Origin of the sequence: Mycobacterium shottsii, from assembly GCF_010728525.1 — a bacterium.
GTDB classification, from domain to species: Bacteria; Actinomycetota; Actinomycetes; order Mycobacteriales; family Mycobacteriaceae; genus Mycobacterium; species Mycobacterium marinum.
The window spans coordinates 123,559-143,787 of the sequence record NZ_AP022572.1 but is presented as its reverse complement, the minus strand read 5'-3'; the positions used below and the strand labels follow the sequence as shown (position 1 = coordinate 143,787).

Genomic DNA, 20,229 nt, shown 5'->3' with positions numbered 1-20,229 from the left:
GCCATGTCGGGCGGTGGCCGGTTCCGCGGCCCGGGGGAGCCGGCGGTGGCTGACGATGAGGTTGGAATGCCCAAATCGGCCCGGATCGATGGGTAATCCGAGATACGATCCGGCTGTTCGGCGGGGGTAAACCTCTAGGGGACAGTGATGTCATATTTGATAGCCGCCCCAGACCTGATGGCGCACGCCACAACGGAACTGTCGAGCATCGGTTCGGCCCTCACTGCGGCCAACGCGGCCGCCGCTGCCCCGACGATGGGGGTGCTGGCCGCCGGTGCAGACGACGTTTCGGCGGCGGTGGCCTCGCTATTTGCCGGGCACGCCCAGGCCTATCAGTCACTCGGCGGGCAGGTCGCGGCGTTTCACCAGCAGTTCCTCGAGGGGTTGCGCGGAGCCAGCGGCGCCTATGCGGCCGCCGAGGCGGCAAACGTGTCACCGCTGCAGGATCTGCTGGGGTTGATCAATGCGCCCACCCAGGCGCTGTTGGGCCGTCCGCTGATCGGCAACGGCACCAACGGCACCGCCGCCAATCCCAACGGAGGCGCGGGCGCATTGTTGATCGGCAACGGTGGCAACGGCTGGAACAGCACCATCGGTGGGGCTGCCGGCGGTAACGGCGGCGATGCGGGGCTGCTCGGCAGCGGCGGGACCGGGGGCAGCGGCGGGGCGCTGGCGCCCGGCGGCACCGGTGGTGTCGGTGGCTGGCTATATGGCAATGGCGGTGCCGGCGGCGCCGGCGGTGTCGGGGCGAATGGAGGCGGCGGGGGCAACGCCTTCTTGTTCGGTGCCGGCGGGGCGGGCGGTCTCGGTGGCACCGGCGGCGTCGGCGCGCTCGGCGGTGCCGGCGGCACCGGTGGACGCGGCGGGTGGTTGTGCGGCGACGGTGGCTCCGGCGGGAGCGGCGGGGGCGGGGGAACGGGAGGCACGGCCGACTTCCTGGGCGGCACACAGTCCACCGGCGGGGACGGGGGGCCGGCGGTGACGCCGGGGTCGGCGGAGCCGGCGGAGCGTTGTTGGGCAACGGTGGGGCCGGCGGCGCCGGCGGCAATGGCGGGGACGGTGGCGGTTATGTCACCTCCGGCAATGCTCCCCGAGGCGGCGGCAATGGCGGCGAGGCGGGCGACGGCGGCCTGGGCGGCTCCGCCGGCATGTGGGGGGCTGGAGGTGCCGGTGGGGCTGCCGGTACCGGCGGCGCTGGCATCTCGGGATACCCGAACGGGTTCGGCGGCAGCGGGGGCGCCGGCGGCACCGGCGGCAACGGCGGCGGTGGTGGCACCGGTGGCTGGTTATACGGCGACGGCGGTGCGGGCGGGTCCGGCGGTAGCGGCGGCCCAGGCGGAACGACTCACGACCAATACATCGGCGGCGATGGGGGAGACGGCGGTGATGGCGGCGCCGGCGGCGACGCCCAGCACATCGGCAACGGCGGCGCCGGCGGTGAGCGCGGCGCGGCCGGCACCGGCGGGTCCGGCTTTGCCGACGGGTCGGCGGGCAGCGGCGGTGCCGGAGGCACCGTCGGGTCATTGTGGGGTGCGAATGGGGCGAGCGGCCTTTAAGTCAGGCCCCGGGCTGACTCGGCGCCGGATCAACCCACCGGCGCCGCGGCCTACAGTTTGCGTAGCCGCAGCCGCTTGATTGAGTGGTCGGCATCCTTGCGCAGCACCAATGTTGCCCGCGGCCGAGTCGGCAGGATGTTTTCAACAAGGTTGGGTCGGTTGATCGTTCGCCAGATCTCGCGCGCGGCGACCACCGCTTCCGGGTCGGGCAGCGCCGAGTAGTGGTGGAAGTGTGACTCCGGGTTGGCAAACGCGGTGCTGCGCATGGCCAAGAACCGCGACACGTACCACTGCTCGATGTCTTCGATTCGGGCGTCCACATACAGCGAGAAATCGAACAGATCCGACACCATCAGCGTCGGGCCCGTCTGAAGTACGTTGAGTCCCTCCAAGATCAAGATGTCGGGATGGCGGACGACTTGTTTGGCTCCGGGGATGATGTTGTAGTGCAGGTGTGAATACACCGGTGCGCAGGCATAGTCCGACCCGGACTTCACCGACGTGACGAACCGCATCAGCGCCCTGCGGTTGTAGCTTTCTGGAAAGCCCTTGCGGTGCATCAGATTTCGTCGCTCCAACTCGGCGTTGGGGTAGAGAAATCCGTCTGTGGTGACCAGATCCACCCGGGGATGGTGATCCCAGCGCGCCAAGAGCGCCTGAAGCACGCGGGCGGTGGTCGACTTGCCGACTGCCACGCTGCCGGCCACGCCGATGATGAACGGCACCGGCCGGTCAGGGTTCTGCTGTGGCTCACCCAGGAATTCCGCGGTAGCGGCGAACAGTCGTTGACGGGCCGCGACCTGAAGATGAAGCAACCGGGCCAGGGGCAGGAAGACCTCTTCGACCTCGAGCAGGTCGATCTGTTCCCCGAGGCCGCGCAGGCCGATCAGTTCGGCTTCGGTGAGAGCCAGCGGTGTCGACATTCGCAGCGCGCGCCACTGCCTTCGGTCGAACTCCACATAGGGGCTCGGCTCGCTAAGCCGTGACATGGCATAAGTCTTACAGGGGCGAGGGCATGCTTGTCGCCTGGGGCCAGCGGTACTGGGAGATCGGGCCCGCAACGGCACCACTGGATACACTGGCGGCCGTGACTGCCGCACCTGACGCTCGCACTTCCGCCCCAAAATCCGCGCCGAGAAATGCTTCTGTGATGGATGCTCCGCTCGCTGAGGTCGACCCCGACATCGCAGCGCTGCTGGGCAAGGAACTTGGTAGGCAGCGGGACACACTGGAGATGATCGCTTCGGAGAACTTCGTCCCGCGAGCGGTATTGCAGGCCCAGGGCAGCGTCTTGACCAACAAGTACGCCGAGGGCCTGCCGGGCCGGCGTTACTACGGCGGTTGCGAGCACGTGGATGTGGTGGAAAACATTGCCCGCGACCGGGCTAAGGCGCTGTTCGGCGCCGATTTCGCCAATGTGCAGCCGCATTCGGGCGCCCAGGCCAACGCCGCGGTGTTGCATGCACTCATGTCGCCGGGGGAGCGGCTGCTGGGGCTGGATCTGGCCAACGGGGGCCACCTGACCCACGGCATGCGGCTGAACTTCTCCGGCAAGTTGTACGAGAACGGCTTCTACGGCGTCGACCCGACGACGCACCTGATCGACATGGACGCGGTGCGGGCCAAGGCGCTCGAGTTCCGTCCGAAGGTGATCATCGCCGGCTGGTCGGCCTATCCCCGGGTGCTCGACTTCGCGGCCTTCCGCTCCATCGCCGATGAGGTTGGCGCCCAGTTGTTTGTCGACATGGCCCACTTCGCCGGGTTGGTGGCTGCCGGATTGCATCCGTCCCCGGTGCCGCATGCGGATGTGGTTTCCACCACAATTCACAAGACGCTCGGTGGCGGCCGGTCGGGCATGATCCTTGGCAAGCAGGAGTTCGCCAAGGCCATCAATTCGGCGGTTTTCCCTGGCCAGCAGGGCGGTCCGCTCATGCATGTCATCGCGGGCAAGGCGGTGGCACTCAAGATCGCCGGCACACCCGAATTCGCCGATCGGCAGCGGCGCACGCTGGCGGGTGCCCGGATCGTCGCCGATCGGCTGATGGCTTCCGACGTCGCCAAGGCGGGGGTCTCGGTGGTCAGCGGTGGCACCGACGTGCACCTGGTATTGGTCGATTTGCGTGATTCCCCGCTCGATGGCCAGGCGGCCGAAGACCTGCTGCACGAGGCGGGAATCACGGTCAACCGCAACGCTGTCCCCAACGATCCGCGGCCACCGATGGTGACCTCGGGCTTGCGGATCGGGACTCCCGCATTGGCCACCCGCGGGTTCGGCGATGCCGAATTCAGTGAGGTCGCCGACGTGATCGCGGGCGCCCTCGCGGCCGGGCGCTCGGCCGATGTGGCCGCGCTGCGGGCCAGGGTAACCCGTCTGGCCAGGGACTTTCCCCTCTACGAGGGCCTCGAGGAGTGGAATCTCGTAGATCGCTGACGGCGACACGGTGGGTCGATTTTAATTATCCTGTGTATGAGGGTTACAGTTACCGCATGGCACAGAAACCTGTCGCTAATGCGCTGACCCTCGAACTTGAGCCCGTGGTCGAACAGAACATGGCTCGCCACCTCGACACCGAGGACATTTGGTTCGCCCACGACTTCGTACCCTTCGACCAGGGCGAGAACTTCGCCTTCCTCGGTGGACGTGACTGGGATCCCTCCCAGACGACGCTGCCCAGGCTGATCACCGATGCCTGCGAGATCCTGTTGATCCTCAAGGACAACCTGGCCGGCCGTCACCGCGAACTCGTCGAGCACTTCATTCTCGAGGACTGGTGGGGCCGTTGGCTGGGCAGATGGACCGCTGAGGAGCACCTGCACGCCATCGCTCTGCGCGAATACCTGGTGGTGACTCGCGAGGTCGACCCGGTCCTCAACGAAGATGTCCGCGTCCAGTACGTGATGAAGGGGTACCGGGCCGAGAAGTACACGCAGGTCGAAACTCTCGTGTACATGGCCTTCTACGAGCGCTCCCTGGTGGCCTTCTGCCGCAACCTCGCTGCCCAGATCGAGGAACCCGTCCTGGCCGGCATGATCGACCGGATCGGCCGTGACGAAGCGCGTCACGAGTTGTTCTTTGCCAATCTTGTGGACCACTGCCTGGCCACCCGCCGCGACGAGACGATCGCCGCGATTGCCGCCCGGGCCGGCGATCTGCAGGCCCCCGGTGCCGACATCGACGCCTACCAGGACAAACTGCGCGACGTTGCCGAGGCCGGAATCTTTGGCGCGGACCAGCTCAAGCAGGTTGTTTCGGGCCGCATCACCGAATGGGGATTGGCTGAGGAGCCTGCGCTCAAGCAGTTCGTGACGGGCTAGATCGACTTCGACAAAACGATGCACTGCGCCTGGCGCAGTGCATCGTTTTCGTCTGTTGGGCTTGACCGCTCAGCTCCTGCGCGGCGCGACCGCGCGGTCCGTCGTCGTCAAGGTGTGCTTGCCTCGGCGCGCCTGCCCTGCGTGGGTGTGCTCACCGGAGTAGCGTCGCAGGTGATGGTCAGCGACTTGCTCAGCTGCCAGGGCGGCACCTTCCGTCACTACAACGGCAGGACCGGCCCCGGTCCTGGTGCCGCGGCCCGCGTCGACACGCTCGTGCGGGTCCGCCCGAGCGGCAATCGCTCGAGGAGCGCTCTGTGACCGATATTCGGACTTACGTGCTGGACACCTCCGTGTTGCTGTCCGACCCCTGGGCCTGCAGCCGGTTCGCCGAGCACGAAGTGGTGGTTCCACTGGTGGTAATCAGTGAGCTCGAAGCCAAGCGGCATCACCATGAGTTGGGTTGGTTCGCCCGGCAGGCATTGCGGTTGTTCGACGACCTTCGACTGGAACACGGGCGGCTGGATCAGCCCATTCCGGTTGGTAAACAAGGTGGCTCGTTGCACGTCGAGCTCAACCACACCGACCCATCGGTGCTGCCCGCGGGATTCCGTACCGACAGCAACGACTCTCGCATCTTGAGTTGCGCGGCCAACCTTGCCGCCGAGGGCAGACGAGTTACGTTGGTCAGCAAGGACATTCCGCTTCGGGTCAAGGCCGCTGCGGTGGGCTTGGCGGCTGACGAGTACCACGCGCAGGACGTCGTAGCCTCCGGCTGGTCCGGGATGCACGAAATCGAAACGGCTGCAGGGGATATCGATGCCCTATTCGCCGACGGAGAGATCGACCTGGCCGAAGCCCGCGATCTGCCCTGCCACACCGGGGTCCGGCTGCTGGGCGGAAGTTCACATGCGCTGGGCCGGGTCACCGCGGCCAAACGCGTGCAGCTAGTCCGCGGTGACCGCGAGGTTTTCGGTTTGCGGGGTCGCTCGGCCGAACAGCGGGTAGCGCTGGACCTGCTGCTCGACGAGTCGGTGGGCATCGTGTCGATGGGCGGCAAAGCCGGGACCGGAAAGTCGGCGCTGGCGCTGTGTGCCGGCCTGGAAGCGGTGCTTGAGCGCCGCACTCACCGCAAGGTGGTCGTCTTCCGCCCGCTCTATGCGGTGGGCGGTCAGGAGCTTGGCTACCTGCCCGGCAGCGAGAGCGACAAGATGGGGCCATGGGCCCAAGCCGTCTTCGACACGCTCGAAGGTTTGGCCAGCCCGGCGGTGCTCGAGGAGGTTCTCTCCCGGGGCATGCTCGAGGTGCTGCCGCTCACTCACATCCGGGGCCGCTCGTTGCATGACTCGTTCGTCATCGTCGACGAAGCCCAATCGCTGGAACGCAACGTGCTCTTGACCGTGCTGTCGCGGCTGGGTACCGGGTCCCGGGTGGTGTTGACGCACGACATCGCGCAGCGCGACAACCTACGAGTCGGCCGCCACGACGGCATTGTTGCGGTGATCGAGAAACTCAAGGGACACTCGCTGTTCGCGCACATCACGCTGCTGCGTAGTGAACGGTCCCCGATCGCCGCGCTGGTCACCGAGATGCTCGAAGAGATCGCCGGGCCGCACTGATCGGCCCCTGACCAGGGCGCGAGACCCCGCGATGGCGGGATCGAGTGCCCAGCGCCAGGTAGGCTGCCAAGGTGCGCAAACGACCCGACAACCAGGCCTGGCGGTATTGGCGGATGGTCGTCGGGGTCGTTGCGGCGGTGGCCGTGCTGGTGATCGGCAGCCTGACCGGCCATGTCACGCGTGCCGATGACCAGAGTTGCGCGGTGGTCAAATGTGTCGCGCTGACCTTCGATGACGGCCCAGGCCCGTTCACGGATCGCCTGCTGCAAATCCTGAAGGTCAACGACGCCAAGGCCACGTTCTTCCTGATCGGCAACAAGGTGGCGGCCAACCCCGCGGCAGCGAAACGCATCGCCGAAGCGGGCATGGAGATCGGCAGCCACACCTGGGAACACCCCAACATGACGACCATCCCCGAAGCGGACATCGCCGGCCAGTTTTCCCGGGCCAACGACGCGATCAAAGCCGCGACGGGTCGCACACCCACGCTCTATCGTCCCGCCGGGGGACTGTCCAACGCGGCGGTGCGCCAGACCGCCGCAAAATACGGCCAAGCCGAAATCCTCTGGGATGTCATCCCCTTCGACTGGGCCAACGACTCCAACACCGCGGCCACGCGCTACATGCTGATGAGGCAGATCAAGCCGGGTTCGGTGGTGTTGTTTCATGACACCTACTCGAGCACCGTCGACCTGGTCTACCAGTTCATTCCGGTGCTCAAGGCCAATGGCTATCGCCTGGTGACGGTCAGCGAGCTGCTCGGGCCGCGGGCGCCCGGCAGCAGCTACGGCAGCCGCGACAACGGCCCGCCCGTCGACGAACTGCGCGACATTCCGCCCAGCGACATCCCGCCGTTGCCCAACACCCCGTCGCCCAAACCCATGCCGAACTTCCCGATCACCGACATAGCGGGTCAGAACTCAGGCGGGCCCAATAACGGTGCCTAGCACCAGCGCTTCGGCAGGCCAAGCGCAGCCGAAGACCGCCCGCAGGCTTTTACTGCAATACGCGTTCGACCTCGCCTGGCCTACTTCATCGCCGTCGTTGATGCATCTGCGATCTTGATCCCACTGCGCGGTCACACCTACGTCGACTTCGCCCAACGAAACCTGCCGGTGGTGTCGGTACTGGTGGTGCTGGGGATCATCAGCGTCGCGGTTGCCGGAGCACTGACCCTGGCCCCCACTCTGCAGTGGTTCGTCCCGGGGCACCCGCCCACCAAGGCGCAGCGAGAAGCCGCGCTGCGGCTCGGTGGTCGCCAGTCGCTGATCCTGGTCGGAGCCTGGGCCGCATCCGGCGCAGTCCTGATGTTGCTCAACCACGCGGACGGCACCAAGATCCTGCTGCCGATTCTGCTCGGTGTGGTGCTCGGGGGACCCGCCGCCGCGGGCACCGGCCTGCTGCTGGCGCAACGCACCCTGCGGCCCATTGTGGGGGTGGCCACCCGGGGCGGCCAGCCGCGACTGGCGGTCCCCGGCGTGTTCGCCCGGCTGGTCCTGCTCTGGTTCCTGTGCAGCGCCTTGCCCATCGGGGTCATCGGGACCTTCATCGTGTTGCGGTTCTACGGCTGGGTCATTGAACAGTCCGCGTCGCTGGATGTGCCGATCCAGGTCGTATCGTTGGCCGCCCTGCTGCTCGGGCTGCCAACGATGATCCTGACCTCGCGATCCATCTCCGATCCACTCGATGAGATCGTCGATGCCATGGGGCAGGTCGAACACGGCCACATCGGCACCTACGTGGGCTCCTACGAGCGCTCCCAAATTGGGCGCCTGCAAACGGGGTTCAACCGCATGGTTGCCGGCCTGGAAGAGCGGGAACGCCTCCGGGACCTGTTCGGCCGCCATGTCGGCACCGATGTCGCACGCCGCGCCCTCGAAGAGGGCTCCGGGTCGCCGGGCGAAGTGGTGGAGGCGGCGGTTCTCTACATCGACCTGGTGGGCTCCACGCAGCTGGCCGAAAACCGCCCGCCGCAAGAGGTAGCCGAAGTGCTCAACGACTTCTTCCGGATAGTCGTCGACGCCGTCGATGAGCATCAGGGGCCGATCAACAAATTCCAAGGTGACGCCGCGCTGGCCGTCTTCGGAGCGCCGCTGCGAACCGGTGATCCGGCGTCGGCCGCGCTGGCGACGGCGCGTGCGTTGGGCACCCAGCTGCGTGGCCTACCGGCGGTGGATTTCGGTGTCGGTGTTTCGGCGGGCCGGGTTTTTGCCGGCAACATCGGTGCGGAAAACCGCTACGAATACACGGTCATCGGCGACGCGGTCAATGAGGCCGCACGGCTGGCCGACCTCGCCAAGACCTCCGAGCGGCGGATTCTGTGTTCGGCGGCGGCGCTTGACCGCGCCCATGAGGCCGAGTGCCGTCGCTGGATCCAGTGCTATTCCACGGTGCTGCGCGGCCGCTCCGAAGCCACGCACGTCTGTGCCCCGGCCGAGGCCGGCTAGCGCGGATTCGGCTCGTTACTTGTCGGTCTTCAGGACTTGTCGACCTTGAGTGCCGCAATGACCTTGCTGATCGTGGCCGCCGAGGCGGCATCGCCGATGGGTGTGGCGCCCAGGAAGATGGTGACCGGTTTGGTGTCGACGGCGATGATGACCACGGAGTCACCCTTCACGTTGCGTGAGGTGTCGGCGATCGTGATGTCGGCGTCAACTCGAGCCGCCTTGACCCCGTCGACGGTGGTCGACGACTTCTTGGTGGGGCCCAGGGTGGGCGACGACTGCACGTAGCCGGGGCCGTCGACCACACATTGTATCAGCTTCGACGCCTGCTCGCTGACGTCCATGCTGGCCACGAAGTTGGTGACGGCGACCTCGGCCTGCATCATCCACTGGCTGGCGTCGGGTACCTCCTGGCCGACCCCCAACGCTCCAATCAGGTTGGGGCTCTGATCGTCGCCGAATACCGACCAGCCCGGTGCCGCGCTGATCGGGAATGACAACTTGCCGGCACTGATGATCTCCCCGAGTGGCCGCTCACCGGCGGACACGTTGGGGGTGCAGCCGGTCGCGTTCTGCTCGGAGTTGTCCGGCTCCGAAGTCGAAGCGCCGCTGGTCGCGGGGGTGCCCGAGGGGCCGGCGCTGTTCGATTTGTTGCCGCCGAGCGTAAAGACCAGCACCACTACCAGCGCCAGTACGCCCAGCACGGCGACACCGGCGATGATCAGCCACGGCGCCTTCGAGTCCGGTCCTTTCGGCGGCGGTCCGGGTGAGTACGGCCCGGTCGGCCAGCCGGGGCCGGTGCCATACGGCTGACCGGCCTGGGGGAATTGCTGGGGTGGATAGGTGCCCGGCCCGTAGGAAGGCGCACCGCCCTGCGGGTTGGTGTACGGCCCGGTCGGTGGGTACGGGTATTGGCCGCCGGCCTGGGGCTGGCCGTACCCGTAGGGGGCCTGACCATACGGGTTGTAGCCGGCCGGATCCTGGCCATAGGGCCCACCGGGAGGAGTCGTCATACGCCTAACCATCCTCGTTTCCTTGAACCGCCTCGGTTGAGGGGGTCGCGCAACCGCGCGGGCGTAGCCAGTCGCCCGGCACGGACCTAGGTCGGCCTAGGGCGTGTCTGCTTAATGTGAATGGTGTTTTGGCTGATGCTGTTTGGGTGATGCGGACGCATGCGATTTCTGATGATTTGTGGTCGCTGATCGTGGCGGTGTTGCCTGCGGGGCGGCGGCGTGGCCGGCCGTGGAACGATCATCGACGTACTCTGGAGGGCATTATCTGGCGTTACCGTACGGGATCTCCGTGGCGTGACCTGCCCGAGCACTTCGGTCCCTGGCAATCGGTGGCCGAGAGGCATCTACGCTGGTCGGTCGATGGCATCTACGCGCGGATCTTCGCGGCGATCGCCTCTGACCTCGACGCCGAGGACGCCGACCTGGGCGCACTGTTGTCGGTCGATTCGACCAGTGTGCGCGCCCACCAACACGCAGCCGGAGCGCGCCCGGGCGCCGCACAGGGGATCTGTCGAATTACAAGAAATATCTCGATGAGCCCGATGACCACGCCATTGGGCGTTCCCGCGGCGGGCTGACTACCAAGATCCACGCCTTGACCGACCAGCTGTGCAGTCCGGTCACCCTGGCACTGTCGGCCGGTCAAGCCGGTGATAATCCGATGCTTTGGCCATTGCTGGCCGCCCGGTGCAGCAACTCATACGCCCGTTTCGCCTGCTGGCGGACAAGGCGTACTCCCATGACTCGACGCGGGCACAGCTGCGCCGGCTCAAGATCGCCCATACCATCCCCGAGCGCAGCGACCAGATCACCCGCCGCAAAGCCAAAGGCCGCAACAGAGGACGGCCTCCGGGGTTCTCAGGCCGAATCTACAAGCACCGCAACACCGTCGAGCGAAGCTTCAACGGGCTCAAACACTGGCGCGCGGTCGCCACCCGCTACGACAAATACGCCCTGACCTACCTCAGCGGTGTCACCCTGGCCGCCATCATCACCTACCACCGCGTCCGCAATTAGCAGACAGGACCTAGTCGTCGGTCGCTTCGACCTTGGCCATCGCAAGCACGTCGAGACGGCGGTCGAGTTCCTCGAGCGAGAGCTTGTCGCCGATCAAGCCGCGATCGATGACGGTCTGGCGGATCGTCTTGCGTTCCTTGAGCGCTTGCTTGGCGACCGCGGCCGCCTCCTCGTAGCCGATCGCCGAGTTCAGCGGTGTCACGATCGACGGTGAGGACTCCGCGAGTTCACGCAGGTGCTCGGCGTTGGCGGTCAACCCGGCAATGCAGCGCTGCGCGAACAGCTTTGAGACGTTGGTCAGCAACGTGAATGACTCGAGGATGTTGCGGGCCATCATCGGGATGTAGACGTTGAGCTCGAAGGCGCCATTGGCGCCGCCCCAGGCCACCGCCGCGTCGTTGCCGATCACCTGCGCCGCGACCTGCGTAACAGCCTCGGGGAGAACCGGATTCACCTTGCCCGGCATGATGGAGCTGCCAGGCTGCAGGTCCGGCAGCTGGATTTCGGCCAAACCGGTCAACGGACCGGAGCCCATCCAGCGGATGTCGTTGGCAATCTTGGTCAGCGACACCGCGATGGTGCGCAGCGCCCCGGAGGCCTCGACCAATCCGTCCCGTGCGGCTTGGGCTTCGAAAGAGTTCGCCGCCGTTCGCAATTGGGGCAGCCCGGTCTGGGACACCAGCACCGACACCACCTTGACGCCGAAGCCCTCGGGGGCGTTGAGTCCGGTACCGACCGCGGTACCGCCGATGGCCAGTTCGCCGAGTCGGGGCAACGTGGCGCGGACGCGCTCGATGCCGGCCTCGATCTGGCGGGCATACCCGCTGAACTCCTGGCCCAGCGTGACCGGAACCGCGTCCATCAAGTGGGTCCGGCCCGACTTGACCACCGACTGCCACTCGAGAGCCTTTGTGGCCAGGGCGTCCTGCAAGATCTCAAGGGCGGGGATGAGGTGGCTGACGGCGGCCTCGGTGGCCGCGATGTGAGTGGCGGTTGGGGAGGTGTCGTTCGACGACTGCGACATGTTGACGTCGTCGTTGGGGTGTACCGCTACGCCATTGGCGCCGGCGATGCTGGCGATCACCTCGTTGGTGTTCATGTTGGAGCTGGTGCCCGAGCCGGTCTGGAAGACATCGATCGGGAACTGGTCGTCGTGTTGGCCGTTGGCGATCTCGGCGGCGGCAGCGATGATCGCTTCGGCCTTCTCCGGTGCCAGCAGCCCGAGGTCCATGTTCACCTGCGCGCAAGCGCCCTTGAGCAGGCCCAAGGCGCGGATCTGGGCGCGCTCGAGACCGCGGCCCGAGATGGGGAAGTTTTCCACCGCCCGCTGGGTTTGGGCGCGCCATAGTGCCTTTGCCGGCACCCGGACCTCGCCCATGGTGTCGTGCTCGATGCGGTATTCGGTGTCGTTGTCGGCATCGTCGTGGGCGCTGTGGGCCATTGGCGGGTCCTTGCTGGTCGGGTTTGCGGGAGGGGTGTTACGGCAGGGGATGGGCGGCGGTGCTGTCGCCGGTGAAGTCGATCGCCGAGTATTCGTTGAGTTTGGAAAGTCGGTGGTAGGCCTCGATCATCCGCACGGTGCCCGACTTGGACCGCATCACGATCGACTGCGTGGTGCAGCCGCCCGGGTAGTAGCGAACACCCTTGAGCAGGTCACCGTCGGTGACCCCGGTGGCACAGAAGAAGACGTTTTCCCCGGACACCAAGTCCTCGGTGGTCAGCACCTGATCGAGGTCGTAGCCGGCGTCGAGCGCCTTGCGACGCTCGGCCTCGTCCTTGGGGGCCAGTTGCGCCTGGATGGCTCCGCCCATGCAGCGAATCGCGGCGGCGGCGATGATGCCCTCCGGCGTGCCGCCGATCCCGGCCAGCATGTCGGTGCCCGATTCCGGTCGGCATGCCGAGATGGCGCCGGCGACGTCGCCATCGGTGATCAGCCGGATCCGGGCGCCGGTGGCCCGAACGTCTTCGATCAACTGGGCGTGTCGCGGCCGGTCCAGGATGCATACCGTCATGTCCCGCGCCGACAATGCCTTGACCCGGGCCACCGCCCGAACGTTCTCGGCAATGGGTGCGGTGATGTCGAGCACGTGCGCGGCCTCGGGGCCGACGGCGATCTTGTTCATGTAGAACACCGCCGACGGATCGAACATCGCACCGCGATCGGCTACCGCCAGCACCGAGATGGCGTTGGGCATGCCCTTGCTCATCAGTGTGGTGCCATCAATCGGGTCGACAGCGAAGTCGCACTCTGGCCCGTCGCCATTTCCGACGTCTTCGCCGTTGTACAACATCGGGGCGTCGTCTTTCTCGCCCTCGCCGATGACCACGACGCCACGCATCGACACCGAGTTCACCAGCTCGCGAATCGCGTCGACAGCGGCGGCGTCGCCACCCTCCTTGTCGCCGCGCCCCACCCAGCGGCCCGCGGCCATGGCACCGGCCTCGGTGACTCGCACGAGTTCCATCGCCAGGTTGCGGTCGGGGGCTTCGCCACGTGGCGGCCGTGGCAGCGATGGGTCGCGCCCCGCGACCGCGGTTGGCGACGAACCGGATCCCTGAGCTGTCATGGTTGGTGATTGTCCCAGAAGCAGATCACCGGGCTGGAGCTGGGATACTGGCCTGCGATACTGGCCAGGTGACTGGTGAGCCGCAGCCGGGCCCGAAGCCGGCCAAACCACGGTTGCTGCAGGATGGGCGCGACATGTTCTGGTCGCTTGCCCCGCTGGTGGTTGGCTGCATCCTGCTGGCAGGCCTGGTAGGGATGTGTTCCTTCCAACCGGGCGCGACCAATCGAGGAAATGTCCCGTCCTACGACGCCGCGGCGGCTCTGAAGGCCGACGCGGCCGCCCTGGGATTCCCGATTCGGCTGCCCGTCCTGCCGGATGGATGGAAAGCCAACTCGGGCGGTCGTGGCGGCATCGAGAATGGGCGCACCGATCCGGCCAACGGTCAGCTGCTGCGCGCGACCACCTCGAAGGTGGGATACATCAGCCCATCGGGGATGTACCTGAGCCTGACCCAGAGCAATGCCGACGAGGACAAGCTGGTCCGATCGATCCATCCGGGCATGTATCCGACCGGCACTGTGGATGTGGTCGACACCAGCTGGGTTGTCTACGAAGGCACCGATAGCAACGGCTCCACCGAGCCGGTGTGGACCACCCGGCTTACCAGCCCGGAGGGTCCCGCCCAGGTCGCAATCACCGGCGCCGGAAGCGCCGACGAGTTCCGTACGCTGGCACTGGCTACGCAATCGCAGGCGCCGCTGCCGACCAAGAATTAGCCGGCAAGCCGGCAGAAGGGACTGATCGTGAGCGGACCCGAAGCGGACTTGGCCGGATGGTCGGCGGCACCGTTCACCGGCGGCGGCTACACCCACGACGTCTTTCGCAAAGGCTCAGGCCCCGGAGTGGTGCTGATCCCGGAGATGCCGGGCATCCATCCCGGCGTACTGGCGCTGGGAAACCACCTGGTGGACAACGGATTCACGGTGGCCATTCCGTCGTTGTTCGGCAAGCCGGGCAAGGCGGTGTCGATCGGTTATGTGGCGCTCGAAATCTCCCGCGGATGTGTGGCCAAGGAGTTCGCGGCGATGGCCACCAACAAGGAGCGGCCGATATCGATCTTTCTGCGCGCGCTGGCGCGTGATCTCAACGCGTCCAGACCGGGCAAGGGGTGGGGGTGATCGGGCAATGCTTCACCGGCGGTTTTGTGTTGGCCGCCGCCGTCGATGACAGCGTGCTCGCCCCGGTGCTCAGTCAGCCGTCGGTGCCGCTGCCGCTGACGTCCGCGCAGCGCAGTGACCCCGGGCTAAGTGAGTCCGAGCTCCAGGTGGTCGCCGATCGTTGTGCGAATGAGGGGCTGTGCGCCATCGGTTTGCGCTTCAGCGAGGACAAGACGGCGCCGCGTGAGCGGTTCAGCACGCTCAAGGCGCGTCTGGGTGACGCGTTTGAGGTGATCGAGATCGATTCCGGCCCGGGCAACCCGGACGGCTTTGGCCGGATGGCGCATTCGGTACTCACCGAAGAGGTTCGTGAGGTGGACGGCCATCCGGCGTATGAGGCCCGTAAGCGCGTGGTCGAGTTCCTCACTGAGCGGTTGAGTCAGTAGCCGCGTTTGTCGGCGCATTCCCGGTTCTGCGGGGCAACCAGTTGCGGCGGGCGGGCTTGGCGCTGCGGTCCTTGAGCTCGACGCCCTTGTACACGGCCAGGTAGACGTCGATCGTGGTGACGATGAGGATCATCAGCACCGGACCGATGATGATCCCCCACGGGCCGAACATGCCGATGCCGGCGAATACCGACATCAGCATGAGCGCCGAATTGAGCCGGGCATCGCGTGGAACCAGAATCGGTCGCAAGAAGTTGTCGATATTGGTGACCACCAGCAAGTGCCACAAGACGACGAACGCGCCGCCGCCGATATTGCCATAGAACGCCATCCCGATACCGAATGGAATTGTCACAATTCCGCCGCCGAGCGGAATGATGGACATTGCGGTGAGCAGGATCGCGAAAATGAAGAACCCGTGGTGAAATCCGGCGACGTAGATGGACGCGGCACCGGCAACACCTTGACACAGCGCGATGACGAACTGACCGATCACGGTGCCGCGCACCATCGAGCCCATCTTGCGCAAGTACAAATCTGTGACTTCTTCACCCAGCGGGTTGAGCTGACCGATCAGTGTCCGCAGCTTCTCGCGGTTTAGCAGCAGTGCCATGAACACGTACAGAAAGATGATCCCCGAGGTAACCGCGCCGGCCAGGCTGCCGGCCGCATTCTGCAGAAAGTGCAGCAGCCACTGGCCGACGTTTTGCGCCACCGAGATCATCATTTTGCGCAGTGTCTCCGCCGTCACGGTGACATGCAAGAACGGCACTCGGGCCAGGAGCTCATTGACCAGTTGCAAGGCCTTGTCGCCGAGGCTGCTCAGTTCGGTTGTCTTGACCCAGCCGGCAATGTTATCCACCATCCGGGCAATCTGGACGACCGCCAGGCCGACCAGCAGCCCAACCGGGACGATGACCACCACCAGTGCCGTCAACAGGGTGAGGGTCGCCGACAGGCCCGCGTTCAGCCGCTTGTTGAACCAATTGAACAGTGGTGTGAACAGATATGCGCCGACGGCGGCCACCACAATCAGCACGAAATAGCTAAGCAGGAAGTAGGCGCCGAACAGCAGGGCGGCCAGCGTGACAATCGCCAGAGCGCGTTTCTGACTGAGCGTGAATTCGGTGTTCACTGGACCGGGGCCCGCCCTCCGCGTCGGTGTTGAGCGCAACCTTAGCCGCAGACAGTGTTGTTGTTCGGGCGCTTGTCCCGTGCGCCCTGAGCACTCCGGTGCCATTGACCGCTGGGTGTGGCCCATTCGGCAGCTGTGCGATTGCCAGTCGTTAACCTGAGCCAAGGGGAACAGGAGTTTTCACAATTATGGCCAGTGACATCAGACGAATGGCGAGTGACGGCTATGTGGTCGAAACCGCCTATGGGCCGGTCCGGGGCGCCGAAGACGGCATTGCAGCGGCCGGTATCGAGGTCCGGACTAAATCGTGGAAGGGCATCCGGTATGGCGTGCCGCCCGTGGGCGAGCTGCGGTTCCGGGCCCCGCAGCCACCCCAACCATGGACCGAGATCGCCGATGCCACCGCTTTCGGGTGTCTGCCCTCAGCCGGTGCTGGCCAACATGCCCATCGACCTCGGCGCGCCGCAGGACGAAGACTGTCTACGGCTGAACATCTGGGCGCCGGCGAACACCGCACCCGGTGCCGGGAAACCGGTGATGGTGTGGCTGCACGGCAGCGCATACATGCTGGGCTCGGCAAGTCAGGCCCTCTATGGCGGCCGGAGGTTGGCCAGCAGCGGTGAGGTCATCGTGGTGACGGTGAACTACCGGCTCGGTGCCCTGGGCTTCCTGGACCTGTCGTCGTTGAGCCATGCCGGACGGAGTTTTGATTCCAACGTCGGGCTGCGCGATGTGCTGGCTGCATTGCATTGGGTACGCGAGAACATCGCGGCGTTCGGCGGCGATCCCGCCAACATCACGCTGTTCGGTGAATCCGCCGGTGCGGGGCTGGTGACGACGCTGCTGGTGACCCCGGCGGCTCAGGGCTTGTTCGCCCGCGCGATCGCCCAAAGCTCTCCGGCTACCTCGGTTTACGACCTGGAAAGAGCGCAGCGTGTCGCGGTGCACCTGCTCGACAAGCTGGGAATCGCCGCCAGCGACGTGGACAAACTGACGCAACTGCCCACCGCGGCGATCGTTGCCGCCTCGACAGAAGTATTCAACGAAGTGCCAGTGCGTAACCCCGGCACGTTGGCGTTCGTCCCGATCGTCGACGGCGATGTGCTCACCGACTATCCGGTGAAGGTCGCTCAGGAAGGCCGCTCGCACCCGGTCCCGCTGCTGATCGGCACCAACAAGCATGAAGCCGCGCTGTTCCGGCTGATGCGATCGCCGCCAATGCCGATCACGCCGCGCGCGATCACGTCCATGTTCACCCAGATCGCCGCCGAGCAGCCCGACCTGCAATTGCCGACCGAAGAGGAGATCGGCCTGGCCTATTCCCGGCTGCGGCGCAGGGCCAGGCCGCTCAGCATCGCCACCGACGTCGGCTTTCGGATGCCATCGGTATGGCTGGCCGAGGGCCACCGCAGGGTGGCGCCGGTGTACCTGTACCGCATCGACTACTCCACGCCGCTGCTGAAACTGCTGCTGGTCCGGGCTGCTCACGCGACCGAGCTGCCCTACGTCTGGGGCAATCTCGGGGGACCGCAGGACCTCACCTTGCGACTCGGTGGCGCGAAAACCGCCAGGGCCGTCTCCAAGAGGATGCGGACCCGGTGGATCAACTTTGCTACCCAGGCCAATCCCGCGGGCCCCGCCGGTGAACCGGACTGGCCGGCTTACCAGGACGGCGACCGCGCTTGCCTGGTCATCGACAAATCCGACAAGGTTGCGCGCGATATCGACGCACCCATTCGCGCCGCCTGGGGCCGGGAGGTCGTGGGTTTCCGGTAGGCGGACGATGGGGTGTCTGTTTCACGTTCGTAAAAGTGGGCAGACGACGGAGGCGGGACGCTGCTCCGTTCTTTGCCGCGCGGTGTGCGCATTGAGGGCCGAAGACACCCAATGCGGCGTCACAAATCTTGACGTGGTGGTGACGGTCGGCGTGCCGGTTGTCCTCTCGGGCGCCGCGCGGCTGCCGCGCGAGCGGGACCGGTCGAGCCATCGCTGGACGGTCGGACTGGTGATGCCGAGGTGTCGTGCGGGGTCCCCGTGTCGTTCGCTACCCGTTCAATCCATGCTGGCCGATCAGTGAACCCCCGGATCCCCCCACGCCCGGGCCACCCGGTTGTGTGCCGGTGCCGCCGCTGCCGCCATTGCCGCCGTTTCCGATCACCCATGCATCGCCACCTTTGCCCCCGTCGCCGCCGGTGCCACCGGCGACCGAGGTGATCCCGCCGGCGCCACCGTTTCCGCCGTTGCCGATCAGTCCAGCATGTCCTCCGGCTCCACCGGTCCCGCCCTGACCAGGCACGCTGAAGCCGCCCCAGCCGCCGGTGCCGCCGGCGCCGCCATTGCCGAGCAGGATGCCCGCGTTGCCGCCGCTCCCTCCTTGGCCACCGTGGAGACCCGCGGCGCCACCGTCGCCCCCGTTGCCCCCCGCTCCTACTAGCGGGCCGGCTCGGCCGCCGGCGCCGCCTGCCCCGCCGTTGTCGTGGCCAACCCCGCCGTCGCCACCGTTACCGCCGGCGCCCAGCAGGCCGCCGGCGCCCAGCAGGCCGCCGGCGCCGCCCGCGCCGCCCGCGCCGCCATCGGCCGGTTGCCCGTTGCCGCCGTCACCACCGTCGCCACCGGATCCATAGAGCAAGCCGCCACGACCGCCTGCTCCACCGGCTGCGCCATTGGTGCCGCCGGTTCCGCCGTCGCCGCCGGAGCCGCCGTCGCCGAACAGCCCGCCCGAGCCACCCGCTCCACCCAGGCCCCCCTGGTGGCCGCCGTTTCCGCCGTTGCCGCCGAGCCCGCCGGATCCCTAGAGCGTGCCGCCGCTTCCGCCGGTGCCTCCGGTTCCGCCGATGGCGTCATCGGCTTGCCCGCCATCACCACCGGCGCCGCCCGCGCCCAGTAGTCCACCGGTCCCACCGGGACCACCCGTGCCGCCGACCTGGTGCGCGCTGACGCCTCCGACGCCGCCTTTGCCGCCCGAACCTAAGACACCGCCCGCGCCGCCTGCCCCGCCGCTGCCGCCGTTGCCGTCCAATGCCCCCCCGCCGGTGCCGCCGTTGCCGCCGTTGCCGAACAGGCCGCCGGCTCCGCCTGCTCCGTCGTTGCCGCCCGCACCCCCAGGTAGCCCGAAGCCGCCCACACCACCGGCACCACCGGCGCCCAACAATCCTGCGGCGCCACCGTTGCCGCCGTTGGTGCCCGCAGCGCCGGAGCCCCCGGACCCGCCGTTGCCGATCAATAGTCCGCCCGGCCCGCCATCTTGGCCGGTTCCGGGTGCTCCGTTGGTGCCATTGCCGATCAGCGGGCGGTCAATCAATGCCTGGGTGGGGGCGTTGACGATGTCGAGCAGTTGTTGCCCGGCGTTGGCGGCTTCGGCGCTGGCATACCGATCGGCGCCAGCAGCCAACGCTTGTACGAATCGCGCATGAACATCCGCGGCTTGAGCGCTCAGCGCTTGATATGCCTGGCCGTACGCGCGAAAGCCTGCGGCGATGGCCACCGACACCTCGTCATCGGCTGCAGCCAGGAGCCCCGTGGTCGGAACCGCCGCAGCTGCGTTGGCTGCAACGAGTGTCGTCCTGAGCGAGGACAGGTGGGTAGCGGTGGCAGCGAGCAGCTCGGGCTCAGCGATCACAAACGACACTGGGCGCCTCCCATGCGGAACAACCAGAAATGACGGCCGGAAAACACACCGCATCTTGTTGCTTCCTACTATGAATCTCCTATGAATTTCTCTTGTGCCAGGCCGCTACCGTTTGGCAAGTGGTTTGACGGATTTTGTCGGTCGGTGTGCCGATGACCGAAGACGGTGTTGGCGAGGCGGCGTGTGAGGCGGGGCCGCCGAGGCGAATCCGGGTGACCGCGATGCGGCGCAGGCAGATGTTGAGTTGGAACGGGTAATTCGGAGACCGGGTCGGGCGTGCCGGCTGACGATACCGGCACCGGGCCACCCCGGCATGCCGGGCAACAGCGGCCTCGCTTTTGAAGCGATACCCAGGTCGTTACCTGGACCATCCCCTTGGGGCCTGGTCGACCAGA

At 66.7% G+C, this 20,229-nt stretch carries 10 protein-coding genes and 6 pseudogenes; 10 read left to right on the top strand and 6 right to left on the bottom strand.

Annotated features, from left to right (window positions below):
• Window positions 1-147: 147 nt before the first annotated feature.
• Window positions 148-1,544: pseudogene (locus G6N41_RS00670) on the top strand (PE family protein); the annotation flags it as partial.
• A 62-nt stretch (window positions 1,545-1,606) separates the two neighbouring features.
• Here G6N41_RS00670 and coaA read toward each other — a convergent pair.
• Window positions 1,607-2,545, bottom strand: a complete 939-nt coding sequence (gene coaA, locus G6N41_RS00665) for a type I pantothenate kinase (RefSeq protein WP_011738565.1) — start codon at window positions 2,543-2,545, stop codon at window positions 1,607-1,609.
• A gap of 161 nt (window positions 2,546-2,706) precedes the next feature.
• Between coaA and glyA the strand changes: the two genes are divergently transcribed.
• The 5 genes and pseudogenes from glyA (at window position 2,707) to G6N41_RS00640 (ending at window position 8,934) form a co-directional block, all read left to right on the top strand.
• Window positions 2,707-3,987 carry a serine hydroxymethyltransferase gene (glyA, locus tag G6N41_RS00660; RefSeq protein ID WP_198966298.1) on the top strand — a complete coding sequence of 427 codons (1,281 nt, stop codon included), beginning with the start codon at window positions 2,707-2,709 and terminating at the stop codon, window positions 3,985-3,987.
• A 56-nt stretch (window positions 3,988-4,043) separates the two neighbouring features.
• Window positions 4,044-4,871, top strand: coding sequence for an acyl-ACP desaturase (locus G6N41_RS00655; protein ID WP_011738563.1), 828 nt, complete (start codon window positions 4,044-4,046; stop codon window positions 4,869-4,871).
• A 314-nt stretch (window positions 4,872-5,185) separates the two neighbouring features.
• On the top strand, window positions 5,186-6,487 hold the full coding sequence (locus tag G6N41_RS00650; RefSeq protein WP_198966297.1) for a PhoH family protein: 1,302 nt from the start codon (window positions 5,186-5,188) through the stop codon (window positions 6,485-6,487).
• 71 nt (window positions 6,488-6,558) lie between these two features.
• Window positions 6,559-7,434 (top strand): polysaccharide deacetylase family protein, encoded by an 876-nt coding sequence (locus tag G6N41_RS00645; protein WP_198966296.1) that lies wholly within the window; start codon window positions 6,559-6,561, stop codon window positions 7,432-7,434.
• Between the two features lie 52 nt (window positions 7,435-7,486).
• Window positions 7,487-8,934 (top strand): annotated as a pseudogene (locus G6N41_RS00640) (adenylate/guanylate cyclase domain-containing protein).
• A 29-nt stretch (window positions 8,935-8,963) separates the two neighbouring features.
• Here G6N41_RS00640 and G6N41_RS00635 read toward each other — a convergent pair.
• Window positions 8,964-9,944, bottom strand: a complete 981-nt coding sequence (locus G6N41_RS00635) for a DUF3824 domain-containing protein (protein ID WP_198966295.1) — start codon at window positions 9,942-9,944, stop codon at window positions 8,964-8,966.
• 146 nt (window positions 9,945-10,090) lie between these two features.
• Between G6N41_RS00635 and G6N41_RS00630 the strand changes: the two are divergent.
• Window positions 10,091-10,961 (top strand): annotated as a pseudogene (locus G6N41_RS00630) (IS5 family transposase).
• Between the two features lie 10 nt (window positions 10,962-10,971).
• Here the strand turns inward: G6N41_RS00630 and G6N41_RS00625 are convergent.
• Both G6N41_RS00625 and glpX read right to left on the bottom strand, forming a co-directional pair.
• Complete coding sequence (locus G6N41_RS00625) at window positions 10,972-12,402, bottom strand: class II fumarate hydratase (protein ID WP_198966294.1); 1,431 nt, start codon at window positions 12,400-12,402, stop codon at window positions 10,972-10,974.
• Between the two features lie 37 nt (window positions 12,403-12,439).
• Window positions 12,440-13,528, bottom strand: coding sequence for a class II fructose-bisphosphatase (glpX, locus tag G6N41_RS00620; RefSeq protein WP_198966293.1), 1,089 nt, complete (start codon window positions 13,526-13,528; stop codon window positions 12,440-12,442).
• A gap of 68 nt (window positions 13,529-13,596) precedes the next feature.
• On the opposite strand from glpX, the gene G6N41_RS00615 reads away from it, so the two are divergent.
• Both G6N41_RS00615 and G6N41_RS00610 read left to right on the top strand, forming a co-directional pair.
• Window positions 13,597-14,244: a DUF4245 domain-containing protein gene (locus G6N41_RS00615; RefSeq protein ID WP_198966292.1), complete on the top strand. Its 648-nt coding sequence runs from the start codon at window positions 13,597-13,599 to the stop codon at window positions 14,242-14,244.
• 27 nt (window positions 14,245-14,271) lie between these two features.
• Window positions 14,272-15,071: pseudogene (locus G6N41_RS00610) on the top strand (dienelactone hydrolase family protein).
• On the opposite strand, the gene G6N41_RS00605 reads toward G6N41_RS00610, so the two are convergent.
• Window positions 15,049-16,206, bottom strand: coding sequence for an AI-2E family transporter (locus tag G6N41_RS00605; RefSeq protein WP_198966291.1), 1,158 nt, complete (start codon window positions 16,204-16,206; stop codon window positions 15,049-15,051). The pseudogene G6N41_RS00610 and the gene G6N41_RS00605 overlap by 23 nt on opposite strands.
• Window positions 16,207-16,415: 209 nt before the next feature.
• Here G6N41_RS00605 and G6N41_RS00600 point away from each other — a divergent pair.
• Window positions 16,416-17,982 (top strand): annotated as a pseudogene (locus G6N41_RS00600) (carboxylesterase/lipase family protein).
• Between the two features lie 391 nt (window positions 17,983-18,373).
• On the opposite strand, the pseudogene G6N41_RS00595 reads toward G6N41_RS00600, so the two are convergent.
• A pseudogene (locus G6N41_RS00595) lies at window positions 18,374-19,834 on the bottom strand (PE family protein); the annotation flags it as partial.
• Window positions 19,835-20,229 lie beyond the last annotated feature (395 nt).

What these genes read in the sequence shown, in the direction of transcription:
- coaA (WP_011738565.1), bottom strand. Translation starts at nt 2,545, where the DNA reads ATGTCACGGCTTAGCGAGCCGAGCCCCTATGTGGAGTTCGACCGAAGG.
- glyA (WP_198966298.1), top strand. Translation starts at nt 2,707, where the DNA reads ATGGATGCTCCGCTCGCTGAGGTCGACCCCGACATCGCAGCGCTGCTG.
- G6N41_RS00655 (WP_011738563.1), top strand. Translation starts at nt 4,044, where the DNA reads ATGGCACAGAAACCTGTCGCTAATGCGCTGACCCTCGAACTTGAGCCC.
- G6N41_RS00635 (WP_198966295.1), bottom strand. Translation starts at nt 9,944, where the DNA reads ATGACGACTCCTCCCGGTGGGCCCTATGGCCAGGATCCGGCCGGCTAC.
- G6N41_RS00625 (WP_198966294.1), bottom strand. Translation starts at nt 12,402, where the DNA reads ATGGCCCACAGCGCCCACGACGATGCCGACAACGACACCGAATACCGC.
- glpX (WP_198966293.1), bottom strand. Translation starts at nt 13,528, where the DNA reads ATGACAGCTCAGGGATCCGGTTCGTCGCCAACCGCGGTCGCGGGGCGC.